Origin of the sequence: Desnuesiella massiliensis (genome assembly GCF_001403615.1) — a bacterium.
Classification (GTDB): domain Bacteria; phylum Bacillota; class Clostridia; order Clostridiales; family Clostridiaceae; genus Desnuesiella; species Desnuesiella massiliensis.
In genome coordinates, this window is sequence record NZ_LN879456.1 from 265,033 (window position 1) to 281,550 (window position 16,518).

At 32.8% G+C, this 16,518-nt stretch carries 14 protein-coding genes; 10 read left to right on the forward strand and 4 right to left on the reverse strand.

What is annotated here, in order from left to right; genetic code table 11:
• Nucleotide 1: 1 nt before the first annotated feature.
• Nucleotides 2–1,777, reverse strand: a complete 1,776-nt coding sequence (locus BN2665_RS11965) for an ABC transporter ATP-binding protein (protein WP_055667350.1) — start codon at nt 1,775–1,777, stop codon at nt 2–4.
• 246 nt (nt 1,778–2,023) lie between these two features.
• On the opposite strand from BN2665_RS11965, the gene BN2665_RS11970 reads away from it, so the two are divergent.
• From BN2665_RS11970 to BN2665_RS12015, 10 genes are all read left to right on the forward strand, one after another.
• Nucleotides 2,024–2,998, forward strand: coding sequence for an ABC transporter ATP-binding protein (locus tag BN2665_RS11970; RefSeq protein ID WP_055667351.1), 975 nt, complete (start codon nt 2,024–2,026; stop codon nt 2,996–2,998).
• Nucleotides 2,995–3,798 (forward strand): ABC transporter permease, encoded by an 804-nt coding sequence (locus tag BN2665_RS11975; RefSeq protein ID WP_055667352.1) that lies wholly within the window; start codon nt 2,995–2,997, stop codon nt 3,796–3,798. Before BN2665_RS11970 ends, BN2665_RS11975 begins: the two co-directional genes overlap by 4 nt.
• 4 nt (nt 3,799–3,802) lie before the next feature.
• On the forward strand, nt 3,803–4,585 hold the full coding sequence (locus BN2665_RS11980; RefSeq protein WP_055667353.1) for an ABC transporter permease: 783 nt from the start codon (nt 3,803–3,805) through the stop codon (nt 4,583–4,585).
• A 91-nt stretch (nt 4,586–4,676) separates the two neighbouring features.
• Nucleotides 4,677–5,435: a SagB/ThcOx family dehydrogenase gene (locus BN2665_RS11985; protein ID WP_055667354.1), complete on the forward strand. Its 759-nt coding sequence runs from the start codon at nt 4,677–4,679 to the stop codon at nt 5,433–5,435.
• Nucleotides 5,436–5,589: 154 nt separating this feature from the next.
• On the forward strand, nt 5,590–5,988 hold the full coding sequence (locus BN2665_RS11990; protein WP_055667355.1) for a VOC family protein: 399 nt from the start codon (nt 5,590–5,592) through the stop codon (nt 5,986–5,988).
• Nucleotides 5,989–6,069: 81 nt separating this feature from the next.
• The gene (locus BN2665_RS11995; protein WP_055667356.1) at nt 6,070–6,270 is read left to right on the forward strand and encodes a hypothetical protein; all 201 of its coding nucleotides are present in this window, start codon (nt 6,070–6,072) and stop codon (nt 6,268–6,270) included.
• A gap of 546 nt (nt 6,271–6,816) precedes the next feature.
• Nucleotides 6,817–10,245, forward strand: a complete 3,429-nt coding sequence (locus tag BN2665_RS12000; RefSeq protein ID WP_055667357.1) for a 5'-nucleotidase C-terminal domain-containing protein — start codon at nt 6,817–6,819, stop codon at nt 10,243–10,245.
• A gap of 111 nt (nt 10,246–10,356) precedes the next feature.
• Nucleotides 10,357–11,145 (forward strand): divergent polysaccharide deacetylase family protein, encoded by a 789-nt coding sequence (locus BN2665_RS12005; RefSeq protein ID WP_055667358.1) that lies wholly within the window; start codon nt 10,357–10,359, stop codon nt 11,143–11,145.
• Nucleotides 11,146–11,242: 97 nt separating this feature from the next.
• Entirely contained in the window at nt 11,243–11,902 is a 660-nt protein-coding gene (gene ppaX / locus BN2665_RS12010; protein ID WP_055667359.1) for a pyrophosphatase PpaX, read from the forward strand.
• Nucleotides 11,903–11,935: 33 nt separating this feature from the next.
• The gene (locus tag BN2665_RS12015; protein ID WP_055667360.1) at nt 11,936–12,286 is read left to right on the forward strand and encodes a phenylpyruvate tautomerase MIF-related protein; all 351 of its coding nucleotides are present in this window, start codon (nt 11,936–11,938) and stop codon (nt 12,284–12,286) included.
• Between the two features lie 135 nt (nt 12,287–12,421).
• On the opposite strand, the gene BN2665_RS12020 is transcribed toward BN2665_RS12015, so the two are convergent.
• Genes BN2665_RS12020 through hypF form a run of 3 tightly spaced genes read right to left on the reverse strand, consistent with a single transcriptional unit; the run spans nt 12,422 to nt 16,420 of the window.
• On the reverse strand, nt 12,422–13,012 hold the full coding sequence (locus BN2665_RS12020) for a flavin reductase family protein (RefSeq protein WP_055667361.1): 591 nt from the start codon (nt 13,010–13,012) through the stop codon (nt 12,422–12,424).
• A gap of 57 nt (nt 13,013–13,069) precedes the next feature.
• Complete coding sequence (gene ltaE / locus BN2665_RS12025; protein ID WP_055667362.1) at nt 13,070–14,095, reverse strand: low-specificity L-threonine aldolase; 1,026 nt, start codon at nt 14,093–14,095, stop codon at nt 13,070–13,072.
• A 15-nt stretch (nt 14,096–14,110) separates the two neighbouring features.
• Nucleotides 14,111–16,420 carry a carbamoyltransferase HypF gene (gene hypF, locus BN2665_RS12030; protein ID WP_055667363.1) on the reverse strand — a complete coding sequence of 770 codons (2,310 nt, stop codon included), beginning with the start codon at nt 16,418–16,420 and terminating at the stop codon, nt 14,111–14,113.
• Nucleotides 16,421–16,518 lie beyond the last annotated feature (98 nt).

A 16,518-nucleotide genomic window follows, 5' to 3' on the forward strand; every position in this document is an offset into this window, starting at 1 on the left:
GTTAACCCTCCTCTTCCTTTGAATCATCTTCTGAATTTAATGCAAATTGCTTTAGATAAAGCTGTTTATATAAGCTGCCATTTTCCATGAGATAGCTATGACTACCTCTTTCCACTATGCTTCCATTATCTAAAACCAGTACTTCATCTGCCTCTTTAATAGTAGATAGACGGTGTGCTATAACTAGCACGGTTTTATCTCTACCTAGATTGTTTAAGGCTTGCTGTACTAAAGCTTCAGATTGTGTATCTAAGGCAGAGGTGGGTTCATCCAAGAGAAGAATAGGAGCATTTTTAAGTATAGCCCTAGCTATTGCAATTCTCTGCTTTTGTCCTCCAGATAGCTTCATTCCTCTTTCTCCAACTAAAGTATCATAGCCTTCAGGTAATTCTAAAATAAAATCATGAGCGTTAGCAGCTTTAGCCGCAGCTATGATCTCCTCTTTTGTAGCCTCTAAGGCACCTAATCTGATATTCTCTTCTACAGATACAGGGAATAAGTAGCTATCTTGAGATACTAGAGAAAATTCATTGCGTATAGTTTTAAGATCATACTCATAAAGGTTTTTTCCATAAACAGATATATGTCCACCTTTTATATCATAAAAATTACAGAGCAGATTTAATATAGTACTTTTTCCTGAACCGCTAGAGCCTACTAAAGCTACAGTATGTCCTTTATTAACATTAAAGCTCACATTCTCCAAGACCTTCTTATCTTTATCATAAAAAAATTCTACATTTTTAAACTCTATTACTGAATCTTTCAGCTTATCAAAGGAACACACTGTACCAATAGGTTCTGTGGGATAATCTAATATTTCAAAGAGCCTAATGGCTATGCCCTCTATGGCCTTTAGAGCACCTATCTTTTGAGGAAAGCTTAAGGTGGTAGCAACTACATAGCCTAACAATCTAAGAAAGGCTACTAGTTCACCTGGTTTAATAACACCGTTAATGGCTAAGTATCCACCATAGAATATACATATAATACTGGGAAGCCTGTACATTAAAATCCCAAAGGGATGAACTAAGGATGCATACCTTTGAACCTTTAAGGTGTTTTTAATAAGTTCTTGCTGTGAATTTTTATATTTATCATATAGAATTCCTTCTAGATTAAAGGCTTTTAATATGTTTATGCCGCTTACAGCATCCTGCACTATAATATTGGATTTTCCTAAGCTTTCATGTATTTCTTTATGTCCTTCCTTTAGAGGTCTATAGAGCTTACTCATTCCAGCGGCGGCGAAGGGAGTTATTATAAAGCTAGCCAAGAGCAGCCTCCAATTTATAAAAAGCATAGAAATAAATGAAAAAAGGAAGAGAAGAGGTATGTAGATAAACATCCAAAAGTCTCCTGTCATAAAGCCTTCTAAAGAATTTACGTCGCTAGTCATCCTTGACATCAAGTCTGCAGAGTGAGTTTTTTCTAAATAGGATACCTTTGTGTTTAGTATGTGCTTAGATAAGCATTCACGCATATCCTTTATGCCAAAACTGCCAAACTTTGAAGAGGAATAGGTTATAGCATACTGTGAAATCATACCCACTACAATAAGCAATACTATCAGCAAAGCAAAGACTAGGATAGATTGGGTTTCCCCCTTTAAAGCACCATCGATCATCCCCTGGATTAGATAGGCTTGAAATACATTGCATAAGGCATTAAGAGCAGCTGCAACAATAGTGATAATAAAGCAAAGCCTATAATTTTTGATAAAAGACCATAGAAATTTCAGTGTTTTTGAACTGGAACCTCCAACGTATTTTTTCATAAATACATCCCCCAATAGTTATATATAATTTATATTTTAGGTAAAAATTTACCAAAGTAATTATCCCATAGACTTAAACCAATTACTTTGCAAATAGTACAAATATTTATAACTTTATATTGATAAATCTTTTAACGGAGGTAAGTTAATTGATTTTATGGATTTTTATACTAGGGCAATTTGTTTTTAAAAGATTATATGGTAAAATTTTATTTATGCCTATTTGAAATCTGGAGGTGAACAAAAATGATTGAAATGAAGAACATCTGTAAATCCTTTAAAGTCTCTAAACGAAATGCAGGGTTAGGAAGGGCCTTTAAGTCGCTATTTAAGCGAGAGTACGAAGTTATAAAAGCTCTTGAAGATGTTTCTTTTACCATTGATGAAGGAGAAATGGTTGGATATATAGGTCCTAATGGAGCAGGGAAAAGTACCACCATAAAAATCATGAGTGGTATTTTGAATCCAGACCGTGGGGAATGTATTATCAATGGCAAGGTACCATGGAGGAACAGGATAAATCATGTGAAGGACATCGGAGTAGTTTTTGGACAACGATCGCAGCTTTGGTGGGATGTGCCTGTGGCAGATTCCTTTGAGCTTATAAAGGAAATTTATAAAATATCAGATAGGGATTTCAAAAGTAATATGAGAATGCTTACGGATTTGCTTAATATTGAAGATATTATAAAGGTTCCAGCAAGGCAGCTTAGTCTTGGACAAAGAATGAGATGCGAAATAGCAGCTTCGCTATTACATAATCCTAAGATATTATTTTTGGATGAACCCACCATAGGCCTTGATGCAGTATCAAAAATTGCTGTTAGGGATTTTATAAAAAATATAAATAAGGAAAATAAAACTACAGTTATACTTACAACTCATGATACACAAGACATAGAAGCGCTTACAAAACGCATTATCCTCATTGGAAAGGGAAGAGTCCTACTAGACGGAAACTTAGAAGACTTAAAACAAAAGTTTAATAAGATCAGAACTATAACTATAGATTATTCAGGTAACATAACAGAGTTATGCCCTGGATTAACCTTTGCTGAAAAGTACTCTAGCCGTGCAGTGATTTCTGTGGATACGGAGATAGTGTCAATTTCGAAAGCTATAGCTTATTTAGCTGAAAGGGTTGAAATTAATGATTTTACCGTAGATTCTGTAACGGTAGATGACGTAGTAGTGGGACTTTATAAGGAGTATAGAATATGAAGGCTTATTTGAGTTTTTTTAAAATCAGATTTATAAATGGACTTCAATATAGGGCTGCAGCCTATGCTGGTATTGCCACTCAATTTGCTTGGGGCTTCATGTATATAATGCTGTACCACACCTTTTATAATAGCAATATTACTATGGCGCCCATGGAATTTTCTCAGCTTTCAAGCTATATATGGCTTCAACAAGCATTTTTAGCACTTTTTATGACTTGGTTTTTAGATAACGATATTTTTGCATTGATAAGCAGTGGAAATGTGGCTTATGAGCTTTGTAGACCTCTTGATGTATATAATATATGGTTTGCTAAAAACTGTGCTATTAGACTTTCAAAAGCAATCTTAAGATGCTTTCCTATACTCCTTATAGCCTTTCTTCTACCGGAGCCTTATAAGTTTAATTTACCTAGCTCATTTATAACTTTTATTTTGTTTATTATCACAATGCTGCTAGCATTTATAGTAGTGGTTTCCTACTGTATGTTAGTATATATATTTACCTTTTATACTATATCATCCATGGGAGTGCGTATGGCACTGGTGATGACCGCAGACTTTCTTTCTGGAGCTCTTGTGCCGCTGCCTTTTCTACCGCATTGGCTTACTAAATATATCTATCTTTCACCCTTTGGGGCTATGCAGAACATTCCTTTTAGAATATATAGCGGGAATATTCCTATGGAGCAGGCAATTAAGGCTATATTTTTACAAATTGCTTGGAGCATAATACTAGTTTTCTTGGGTAAGTACTTAATGGGCAAGGCTCTGAAACGTGTAATAGTACAAGGGGGTTAGGACAATGAGATTATATTTTAAATATTTTTCCATGCATTTACGTTCCGCTATGGAATATAAAACCTCATTTTTCATTACGGCCTTAGGCCAGGGCTTCACTACTTTTTTTGCATTTTTAAGTATGTATTTTTTATTCCATAGATTTGGAAGTGTTAAAGGCTATAGTTTTAATGAGGTATTGCTATGCTTTAGTACCATATTTATGTCTTTTGCTTTAGCAGAGTGCTTTGGAAGAGGCTTTGATGCCTTTTCCGGAATTATATCTAATGGGGAATTTGATAGAATTATGGTAAGGCCACAAAGTGAAGTATTACAGGTTATAGGATCGCGACTTGAGCTTTCAAGGATGGGAAGACTTGTTCAGGCCCTTATGGTATTTATATACGCTATTATAACCTGCGGTATCCAATGGAGCTTTGATAAGATAATAACTCTTACGTTAATGATTTTAGGTGGCATTTGCCTGTTTTTCGCATTATTTATGATATATGCAGCTATATGCTTCTTTACCTTGGAGGGGCTAGAATTTATGAATATTTTTACAGATGGTGGCAGAGAGTTAGCTCAATATCCCTTAGATATATATAAGGATTGGGTAGTGAAATTTTTTACTTTTGTGGTACCCCTAGCCTTTATAAATTATTACCCATTTTTATATATTATAGGTAAAAATAAAGGGTATGACATTTTTTATATGTTGTCCCCAATAATCTCAATTTTATTTCTATTTCCAAGCTATGTTTTATGGCGCTTTGGTGTTAGACATTATAAATCCACTGGTTCATAATATTCCATAAGTATAGTTTTTTAAAAGTATTGCTTTATTTCTAAGAAAATGATATTAATAATTATAAGATTATGGAAAGCGGGGAACTAATATGGATAGTATTAAAATACAGAGGCAATGGTTAAAATCTAATTTTGACATAGTAGATTCTGAGGACACAGATCAGGGTAAAAAATTGCCTCAACCACCAATACAAAAATCCTATGAAGAACATGAAGAAATTATTGACCTTCCAGAGGTGAATAAAAACGTAATAAAGAAAAATGATGTCTTTGACTGCTTCATGGATAGGAAAAGCAATAGAGTTTACAAAGAAGAGGATATTTCTTTAGAAGAGCTTTCTTTTTTATTATGGGCTACTCAAGGGGTTAAAAAGGTAGTTGGTAAAACTAATTTTGCCACCTTTAGAACTGTACCCTCTGGTGGAGCGAGACATCCTTTTGAAACTTATTTGGTAATAAATAGAGTAGAGGGACTTAAAAAAGGAGTATATAGATATCTAGCTTTAGAACATAAGCTTGTTTATCTATTTAATGAAGAGGCTATGGATGAAAAGGTAACAGAGGCCAGTGAAGGACAAAAATTTGTGGCTTCTGCACCAGTAACATTTATATGGAGCTGTATTCCTTATAGAACAGAGTGGAGATATAGTGTAGCAGCACATAAAACCATTCTTCAGGACTCCGGACATCTATGTCAAAATCTATACTTAGCTTGCGAAGCTATAGGCTGTGGTACCGTAGCTATAGGTGCTTATAATCAAAAGGCTATGGATAATTTTTTAAAGCTTGATGGGGAAAATGAGTTTGTAATTTATGTAGCACCTGTAGGAAAAATTGAAGCTAAATAATATGTAATATGGATCAATATATATAAATAATAAATGTTTACAGGGTAACGGAGGCTTAAGTAGAATATAGCCCTTAGTTACCCATTTTTTATTTTAATAGGGGTCATAAGATATTTATAATAATAAGTAATAAAGAAAGGCAGGTTATAATGCTATGAGTACTTCTAAAGAACAGGAAATGATAATGATTATTTATGTGGAGAATCAAGAAAAATCTAAAGTGTTTTATGAAGAGCTATTAGGAATAGAACCCATATTACATGTTCCAGGTATGACTGAATTTCAGTTGTCTTCTAGCACTAAACTAGGTATCATGCCAGAGGAAGGAATTATGAGAGTTCTTGAAAGTAAAATACCTAATCCTAATAAAGCTAGTGGTATTCCAAGATGTGAAATTTATATATTTGTAGATGATCCAGATGAATATTATAGAAGATTAATAAATGCAGGAGGGAACGGAATAAGTAAAGGAGAGTCTAGAAATTGGGGGGACTATGTTTCTTATGGCTTAGACTTAGATGGACATGTACTAGCCTTTGCCCAAAAAATATAACGCACCAGAACAAATGTTTGCATATCCTTAAGAGTAGTAGTATAATTATCTTGTAAGCTCTATTAGAAAGAGGGAATTAGAATGTTTGATTACGAACTAAAAACGTCTTTGAGTGAGCATAAGATAATTAATATTATGTACCTAAAAGGAGAAGAAATTACTTTACGTAAGATAAGAGTTTTAAAAATAAATAATAGTGATATTAAAGCTTATTGCTATTTAAGACATGGCATAAGACATTTTAGAAAAGATAATATTCTGGCGGCAGTATACACTAATTAATTTAGAAAATAAAGAAATAACTAGACAACATAATAGCTAGATATTTCTTTATTTTAATGCAATAAAAGTTCATTAATATTAAATTTGTGCAATTAATAAGGCCTTTGAATCTGTATAAAAAGTTTTAATCCTTTATTGAATCTCATAATTACTTAAATATATAGGTAACCGCTTACAGTAATGGAATATAGGAAAAATATTTGCAATATATATTTACATTAACCAATATTTATAATATAATTTAATTCCAGCCTTTTAAACGTTTTCAAAAATTCTAGTTATGGTAAAGTACTGTATAAAATTAGTTTTTACGGAATGTGTCCGCATAATTTCTAAATTTCAAGAAAAATCTATGTAAAGTTTATAAAAATCGGTTTAAATATTATTATAAGAAAATTAAAAATGTTCACTCTATATTTACAAACTAGGAAAAAAGGCATATAATAACTCTACAGGCTTTTTAATGTAATTATAGCAATTAGATTTATGTAAGCGTTTTTATGTTAAAAAGCATTAACCAATAATTTATAAAAGGAGGAGAAATGCTTGATTAAAAAATTAAAATCAAGAAGAAATTGGACATCTTTGTTTTTAACATTTATGATGTTTTTTTCAATCATCACGCCTTTTGATATCGCAAAGGCGGCAGAAGAATCTGTAGAAGTACAGATATTAGCTACCTCTGACCTTCACGGCAGATTTTATCCTTATGATTACGCAACTGATTCAGCTTACACTAAGGGAAGTTTAGCTCATGTTGCTACAAAGGTTAAGGAGTTAAAAGCTGCTAATCCTAATACTATAGTGGTGGACAACGGAGATACAATACAGGGTAATTCTAATGCTGTGTTCTCTAATGAAGAGATACAACCTATGGTATTAGCAATGAATAAAATAGGATATGACACTTGGACATTTGGAAATCATGAATTTAACTGGGGTGTGCCAAAGATTCAACAAATAGCATCAAAGTTTAATGGCACAGTGCTTTGTGGTAATGTATTTGATAAAACTACAGGTAAAACATTAGGACAACCTTATAAGATTGTTGAGTTAAAACAAAAGGATGGTTCTGTAGTTAAAGTTGGTATTATAGGTATGGTATCACCTCATATAACAAAATGGGATGGTCCAAATCTTGTAAATTATGACGTAAAAAATCCTGTAGAAGAAACTAGAAAAGTTGCAGATCAAATAAAAGACAAAGTTGATGTAATGATTGCAGTAGTTCATATGGGAGAGTATGAGGAATATGGTAACGGAGATAGCGCAAGAGAAATTGCGAAGGCTGTTCCAGAACTTGCTGCTATAGTGGCAGGTCACAAGCATGATGAGTTTGCTAATCATAAAGAAGGAACAACTAATATAATAGAGCCTAAAAATGGTGGAGATACTTTATCAAAAATAAATATTAAGTTGACTAAGAAAGATGGAAAATTTGTAATAGCTAATAACGATACAGATGTTATTTCTTCAAATATAGCACTTAAAGATACACAACCTGATCAGGAATTATTAAATGATCTTAAGCCGTATCATGAAAAAGCAGTAGTAGATTCAAGAATAGTGATTGGTAAGCTTATTGAAGGAGATTTAACTCCAGTTAGTGAAATTAATGGAATACCAGAAGCACAAGTAAAGGATACTGCTCTAGTAGATTTAATAAATAAAGTACAACTTAAGTATGGAAAAGTAGATGGAGCAAAACATCATGTAGCCGCAGCTGCTATATTTAATGCAAAAGCTAACATTAAAGTTGGAGATATAACAAAGGCAGGAACTTCAAATATATATCAATATGATAATACTTTAATGACTTTAAAGGTAAATGGAAAGCAATTAAAGAAATACATGGAATGGTCAGCAAGCTATTATAATACTTTTAAGCCAGGAGATTTGACTATTTCCTTTAATGAAAATGTAAGAATGTATAACTACGATATGTTCTCAGGAGTTAAATATGAAGTAAATATATCAAAAGATCCTGGATCAAGAATAGAAAATCTGACTTATATGGACGGTACAGCAGTTAAAGAAGATGATGAGATTTATTTAACTGTAAACAACTATAGAGGGAATACAACTCTATTAAATAAAGATTCTGGTTTGTTTAAAGATGACTTAGCAAAGGTTGAAGTGGTTTATGACTCTACAAATGAACCTCTTGCTCAAGTAAGAGATATGATTAAAGTATATATAGAAGAACAAAAAATTATTAAACCTGAGCTAGATAATAACTGGAAGCTTATTGGTTATAATTGGGATCAAACTAAGAGAGATACTGTAGTAAAACTTGTTAATGAAGGAAAGTTAGCTTTACCTACATCACAAGATGGAAGAACTCCTAATGTTAGATCCATAACATGGGATGATGTTCAAAAAGCATCAGCTAAATCTATAGATATTTTGTCCTTCAACGATTTCCATGGTCAATTAAAGGAAGATGGAAAAAATATTGGTGTTTCTAAATTAGCTGCTGAAATAAATAGGTTAAAAGGATTAAATCCTAATACTGTAGTGGTTTCAGCAGGAGATATTTATCAAGGAAGCGCTATGTCAAATCTTACTTATGGAGAGCCAGTATCAAAATTCTTAGCTTCCATAGGAATCACTGCTTCAGCTATAGGAAACCATGAATTCGACTGGGGTTCAGATAAAATAGCTAAATGGGCTAAGGATGGAAATTTTGATTTCTTAGCATCAAATATTTATGACAAAACTACAGGAAAACCTGTAGCTTGGGCTAAACCATATAAAGTTGTTGAAGTTGGTGGAAAGAAAATAGGATTTATCGGAATAGCTACACCAGAAACAGCTTTCAAAACTAAACCTGATTTAGTTAAGAATTTTGATTTTAAAGATCCTGTAGAAGCAGGTTCATATTGGACAAATTATTTAAAGAATCAAGAGAAAGTTGATTTTGTAATAGCTTTAACTCACCTAGGAACCTTCCAGGATACAAAAACCAAGGAGATAACTGGAGAAGGTGCCGACTTCGCAAAGGCTGTTAAAGGGATAGATGCTGTTATAACAGCACATACTCACCAATTAATAAGTGGAACCGTTAATGGCATACCTGTTGTTCAAGGCATGTACAATGGAAGAGCCTTAGCAAAATTATCTATTAACTTTAATCTAGAAGGGAAGTTATTGGGAATAACACCTTCAGTAGATGAATTATATAAAAGAGTAGACAAATTATCTCAGGACCCAGCTGTAAAGACTATATTTGATGAGTATAATAATAAATTAAAACCAATACTTGATGAGGTTATAGCAACTACAGAAGTTGACTTAACTCATGATAGATTTGAAGGGCTTTCAGTAATGGGACAATGGTCCACTATGTTAATGGCAAAAGTTACTGGAACTCAAATTGGTATTACTAATGGCGGAGGTTTAAGAAGACCAATAGCTAAAGGTGATATCACTGTAGGTACAATGTATGAATTAATGCCTTTTGACAATACTCTAGTAACCATGGAACTAAAAGGTTCAGATCTTAAGAGAGTATTAGAAAATGGTATCATGAACCAAAGTATTGGATGGGTTCAATTCTATGGATTAAAGGTATACTATGACAAAGATGCACAGGCAGGTAATAGAATCACTTCCATGAGACTTTTAGATGGAACTAAGGTTGAAATGGATAAGTATTATACAGTAGTTACTAATGACTTTATGTATGCTAAGGGTGATAACTATGACTTTACCGGTGCTAGAAAGGTTGTAGATACTGGAGAGCCAATTAGAGATGCTATAATTAAAGAATTAAGAAACACTAAGAAAGTTTCTTTCACTTTTGAACCATCTCTAATTGCTGGAAAAGACACAACTAAAAATCCAGGTGATTTACCGAAGACTGGTTCAATGGTTAACACAACTACCATGGTTAGCTTTGGTTCGTTAGTAGCTATAGTTGGTGCTGCGTTATTCTTAAATGATAAGAAGAGAAAACAAAACGAAGCTGCTTAATAACACTATTAAATAAAATGTAAGCTCTGATGTTTGTAAGCATTAGAGCTTACATTTTTTTATTTTCTAATGGTTAAAATAAGACAAATAATATTTTAGGAGATGATATTCATGAGAAAGTCAACCTTTAAAAATTTGTTGTATTTATTAGCCATATACTTTATATTAATAAATCTATTAATATCCAGTGATTACACCTATGCAAAGGGGGAGTCTAAGCAAGGGGTCATTGCCATAGTGATAGATGATTTTGGAAATCACAGCGAAGGAACAGAGGCAATGCTTGCTTTGGATATACCTATAACTGCTGCTATAATGCCTTTTATGCCTACCTCCAAAGAGGATATGGAAAAAACTATAAAAAGTAAAAAAGAAGCAATAATACATTTGCCTATGGAGCCAGAAGTAGGTAAGGCTAGTTGGCTTGGACCTCGAGGTATTGTTACGACCCTAAGTGATGAAGAGATAAAAAATAGAGTAAAAGATGCGGTAAAGGAGCTAGATAAGGCTAAGGGAATAAATAATCATATGGGATCAAAAGCAATTCAAGATAGGCGAGTAATGGATAGTATAATTGAGATTGCAGCTAGTAATAATCTATTTTTTTTAGATAGTAAGACTACGGCTAAAACTATTGCAGGAGAAAGTTGTAAGAGCAAAGGAGTAAAATATTATAGTAGAGACATTTTTTTAGATAATGTAAAAGATGTAAAGTCTATTGAAAAACAATTAGATAAAGCAGGCAAGGTTGCCTTGGAAAAAGGCTATGCTATTGCCATAGGTCATGTAGGTGTAGAAGGAGGCAGTATAACAGTACAGGCGATTAAGAATAAGTATAAAGAGCTTGAGAACAAAGGGATTAAATTTGTGTTTTTATCAGATATTGAAAAACATAGATAATTGTTTTATATCTCTAAGAAAAAGGAGGGTTACTGGATAATATAACACGTTTCTGTTATAATCAAATAAATAAGCTATAGAAGAAAGGAATTAGCAGATGATTAAAGCAATTTTATTTGATTTAGATGGAACCCTTATAAATACAAATGACCTTATAATAAAGTCATATCAATATACATTGAAAAAACATTTAAACATGGAAATAACACCATCAGATGTGGCAAAATATTTTGGAGAACCTTTAATAAAAACTTTATCTAGATATGATGAAAATAATGTTTCTGAAATGATAGTTACATATAAGGCCTTTAACGAAGAAAATCATGATACTTTATGCAAAGGCTTTGAAGGTATAGAAGAAGCATTAATAGCCATTAAGGAAAAAGGATTAAAAATAGCTGTGGTTACTTCTAAAAGAGAGAACATGGCTCAAAGGGGTCTTAAATTTTTAGGTATTGACGTATATATAGATGTAATGGTAACCCCAGAAAATACTGAAAAGCATAAACCAGATGGAGAACCTGCCTTGAAAGCCTGCGAGATGCTAGGTATAAACCCTGTGGAGGCTATAATGGTAGGAGACAGTCATTATGATATTTTATGCGGAAAAAGTGCAGGTTGCTTTACATGTGCAGTAAATTACAGCGAACTTCCTTTGGAGCTATTAAAAAGCCATAATCCAGATTATTTTGTCCATAATATTATGGAGCTAGTTAAGATAGTAAGTGATTTTAATGAAAAGGAAGAAGCGGTGTAAGCTACTAAATTTTACAATGAAGGAGTGTAGGTTATGCCATACGTTAAATCCGTAATAACTATAGAACTAGATAAGCCCATGGAACAAAGGCTTAAAATATTTATTGGAGATTTAATAAATGAATTACCTGGAAAAGATGAAAGTTATTTAATGGTAAGTTTTCATGATAATCAAACCTTATATTTTAGAGGAGTTGAGCAGGAGGCTGCGGCGGTCATAGAAGTTAAGATTTTAGGAAGCCTAGATATAAGATGTAAGGATAAATTCACCAGTAAGATTTCTGAAATCTTTGAGCAAGAGCTGTATATTCCAAAGGAGAATATTTATGTTATATTTGAGGAAATACCAGATGGGAGCTGGGGTTGGAACGGGGAGCTTTTTTAATCCACAGTGAACAATTGCAATTGATAAAAAATTATAATTTGCAAAGTAAAGTCGTGGCTAGATGCTAGCCACGACTTTTTTATGCAATAAATAATATGGAACTATGTACACCGCTCTTAAAGAGGTTGTTCTTCCTTATTGTAGTGTTGATTTTGACTTGCTTCTCTTTTTAACTGAATATCCAAAGGACCCAAGTGGTTTTGAATTTAAACCATAATATTCGCCATGGTTATAGCATATAAGCTTCGCCTTATTGAAGCATATTTTATTATTTGAATCTAATAAACTTTCATCTACTTTAACATTCAAAACTTCCAGCAGAAAAAGGTCGTGTGTTCCAAGTGGCGTAATTGACTTTACTTTACATTCTAGGGCTATTGGAGAGCTTTGTAATGAGGGAGTTGAAACAGACACCCCTTCGCTAAGTTGTAAATTGAAATGTTTAATTTTATCTACTTTTTTACCTGAAACAACTCCACAGTAATCAACAACTTTAACCATATTTACAGTGGGCAGGTTTATGACACATTCACCACTTTCCTTAATATATTCATAGGAAAGTCTTTCAGGTCTAACACCCATGGCTATAATAGGTTCCTTAGTGCAGACAGTGCTCACCCATCCTACTGTAAAAACATTAGTTTTACCTTCTTTGCTAATTGAAGTAACAAGTACTACTGGAGTAGGATTCAACATAACACTGCCTTTAAAATTTAATTTATTCATAGCTAATCTCCTGTTTACTATTATACTGTATTTCTATTTGAGTTCACCTTTTCTATTTTAATTTAAATAGTCTCTTAGTAGATTTATTGCATGATGAATATGGTTCTCTTTAATCCAATAATTTGTTACAAAACGCATATCACCATTTTCCGGTGGATTTATTTTAACACCATTTTTATGGAAATAATTTACTAAGTGTTCAGAGTCTATATCTTTTAAGATCTTAAAGAAAACCATATTAATTTGAACATCTTCCTTATTTACTTCAACACTTGTAAGCTTGCTTAATTCTTCTGCTAGAATCTTAGCATTAGTATGATCCTCTTGCAGTCTTGTAGTCATATGCTTTAGCGCAATAATACCAGCAGCAGCTATAAAGCCAGCTTGCCTCAAGCCACCACCCATAAGCTTTCTGTTCTTTCTAGCTTTCTCAATAAAGGCTTTATTACCTACTAGCATTGAACCTATAGGAGCACAAAGTCCCTTTGATAAACAAAACATTATGGAATCACAATACTTAGCTATTTCTTTTACATCTACATTTAAAGCAGTAGCTGCATTAAATAATCTAGCACCATCCAAATGAATAGGAATATTATGTTTATTTGCAACTGTACGGATTTCTGACATTTTTTCAATGGGTATAACCCTTCCACTAGAGTGAGCATTTTCAAGACAAATAAGGGAAGTAGCTGGATAATGTATATCTTCACCTATTCTAATTCTTTTTTCTATGTCAGAAGCGCTTAATAATCCTTTTTGACTAGCTAGGGTTCTAAGCTGTACTCCAGCAATTACTGAAGCGGCACCAACCTCGTGGACTACTATGTGGCAATCATCTCCTAATATAACCTCACTTCCTCTTGGACAATGAGTGAATAATGCTAATTGATTACCAAAGGTACCACTGGGAACCAGTAAAGCAGCTTCCTTACCACAAATTTCAGCGGCTAAAGCTTCAAGCTCTAAAACTGTGGGATCATCACCATAAACATCGTCACCTACTACAGCTTTAAACATAGCCTCTCTCATTTCAGCAGTAGGATGGGTTACCGTATCACTTCTTAAATCAATATAATCCATATTATCCTTCTCCCCTTATAAATTATTATTAGCAATGATAATTTGACCTAGAGCTATTCCACCATCATTGGTAGGAACTTTCTTATGGAATAATACTTTAAAGCCTTCATTATTAAGAATTTCAATTGTCTTATTCAAAAGATAATTGTTTTGGAAAACACCGCCGCTTAGAGCCACAGTATTTATATTTTTTATATCTCTAATCTTTATACAAATATCATACACTATTTTTACTATAGTATTATGAAATTTTCTAGATATAAGAGCTTTATCTGTATTGTTTTGAATATCTTTAAGTATATCAAAGATGATACCTTGAGGTTTTACTATAAAAGTTTCATCATTTTTTATTATTTTAAAATTATAGTAAGAAGAACAAGGATCAGAATGATAAAGTAAATTTTCTAATTCTATGGCAGCTTGGCCTTCGTAGGTAATATTATGGTTAAAACCCAAAATAGCAGAAACTGCATCAAAAAGTCTACCTACGCTGGAATTTTCAATGGTGTTTATATTCTTTCTGATTATAGGTAATAAGCTTAAAGCTTTGTCTCCAATGATTTTTAATAGTATTTTTTCGATAACTTCTTCTTTAAAAACTAATTCCTTTGCAGTGGCATACAGATAAGATACTGCTAGACGCCAAGGTTCCACTATGGCCTTATCACCACCTACCATAGTAATATAATCGAAATGAGCAATTCTGTTAAAGCTTTTTTCATCGCAAATTAAGAATTCTCCTCCCCATATTCTACCATCAGTACCATAGCCAGTACCATCAAAGGCTACTCCTATTACGGGCTCCTTGTAATCATTATCTACCATACAGCTTACAATGTGTGCATGATGATGCTGAACTTCTACTATAGGTAGGTTTAAAGATTTAGCATATCTGGTGGAGCCATAGTGAGGATGGAGGTCACAAGCTATAAATTTTGGCTCAAATTCAAATATAGTTTGAAAATGTTTTATATTTCTTTCATAATGCTCTATGGTTTCTAAATTTTCTAAATCTCCATTATGAGAACTTATGAATACAAACTCTTCCTTGGCAATGGCAAAGGTATTTTTCATATTAGCTCCGCAGGCTAGTATGGGTTTAATATCCTTTATTTTTAAAGGTTCTGGAGCATAGCCTCTAGCTCTTCTTATAATAGCCTCTTCTCCCTGAAGCACTCTTGCTACTGAATCATCCACTGGAATATGAATATCTCTATTATGCATTAAATAGTAATCAATCAAATCATTAAGATTATTTAAGGCGGAATTATTATCATGCTCTAAAGGTAAGCCGCTAATATTTGCGCTGGTCATAATTAAAACTTCTAGATTGCCTTGAAAAAGAAGTTTATGTAATGGAGTATAGGGAAGCATAACACCCAAGGTATTCTGGGTAGGGGCTATAGTCTCGGGAAGTAAATTATTTTTCTTACTAAGTAGTACTATAGGTTTTCTCATACCTGTAAGCACTTCTTCTTCCTTGTTATCTACATAACAATATCGATTTATAACATTAATATCCTTCATCATTAGCGCAAAGGGTTTAGCCGGTCTTCTTTTTCTCTCTCTAAGCAAGGTCACTGCATTTTCATTTTTACCATCACAAACTAAATGAAAACCTGTAAGTCCTTTAATAGCGAAAATACTGCCTTCTTCTAATTTCTTTTCAACCCAGTTAATTAAGGCTTGATTATATTCACTACTGTTTACTATATGATCCGATGCCATTTTTAATTTCTCACCATTTTTATCTGTTACATATATATTAGGTCCACAACTACCACAAGCATTGGGTTGAGCATGAAATCTTCTATTTAAAGGATTCTCATATTCCATTCTACAGTCACTACACATTTTAAAGCTTTCCATGGTGGTTTTATCCCTATCATAGGGAATGGATTTAATAATAGAAAACCTAGGACCGCAGTTAGTGCAGTTAGTAAAAGGATAGGAGTATCTTTTGTTTTTGGGATTTAAAATATCCTCTTCACAATCCTTGCAAAGAGCAATATCAGGGGAAATTAATGTGATTTTACCTGAATTTTTTTCACTTTCTTTTATAGAGAATTCCTTAAAATGAATAATTTGTCTTTCTTCAATTTCAAGGCTCTCTATTTTTGATAAAGGGGGAGGGGTATGTTTAAGGTTAAAAATAAAATTATTTATATCTTCATCTCTTCCTTCAATATCTATATAAACGCCTTCGGAATTATTGTTTACCCAGCCTTTTAAATTATTGTTTAAAGCTAAATTGTAAACAAAGGGTCTAAAACCTACTCCTTGAACTATGCCTTTTACAGTTATAAAAACTCTTTTAAGCTCCATAATATATTCTTTACCACCAATCTCTGACTAGATATTTGATTTTTAGCATATATAAATTATAAAGCTTATGGTATAAAATATAAATACTTTTATGTTTT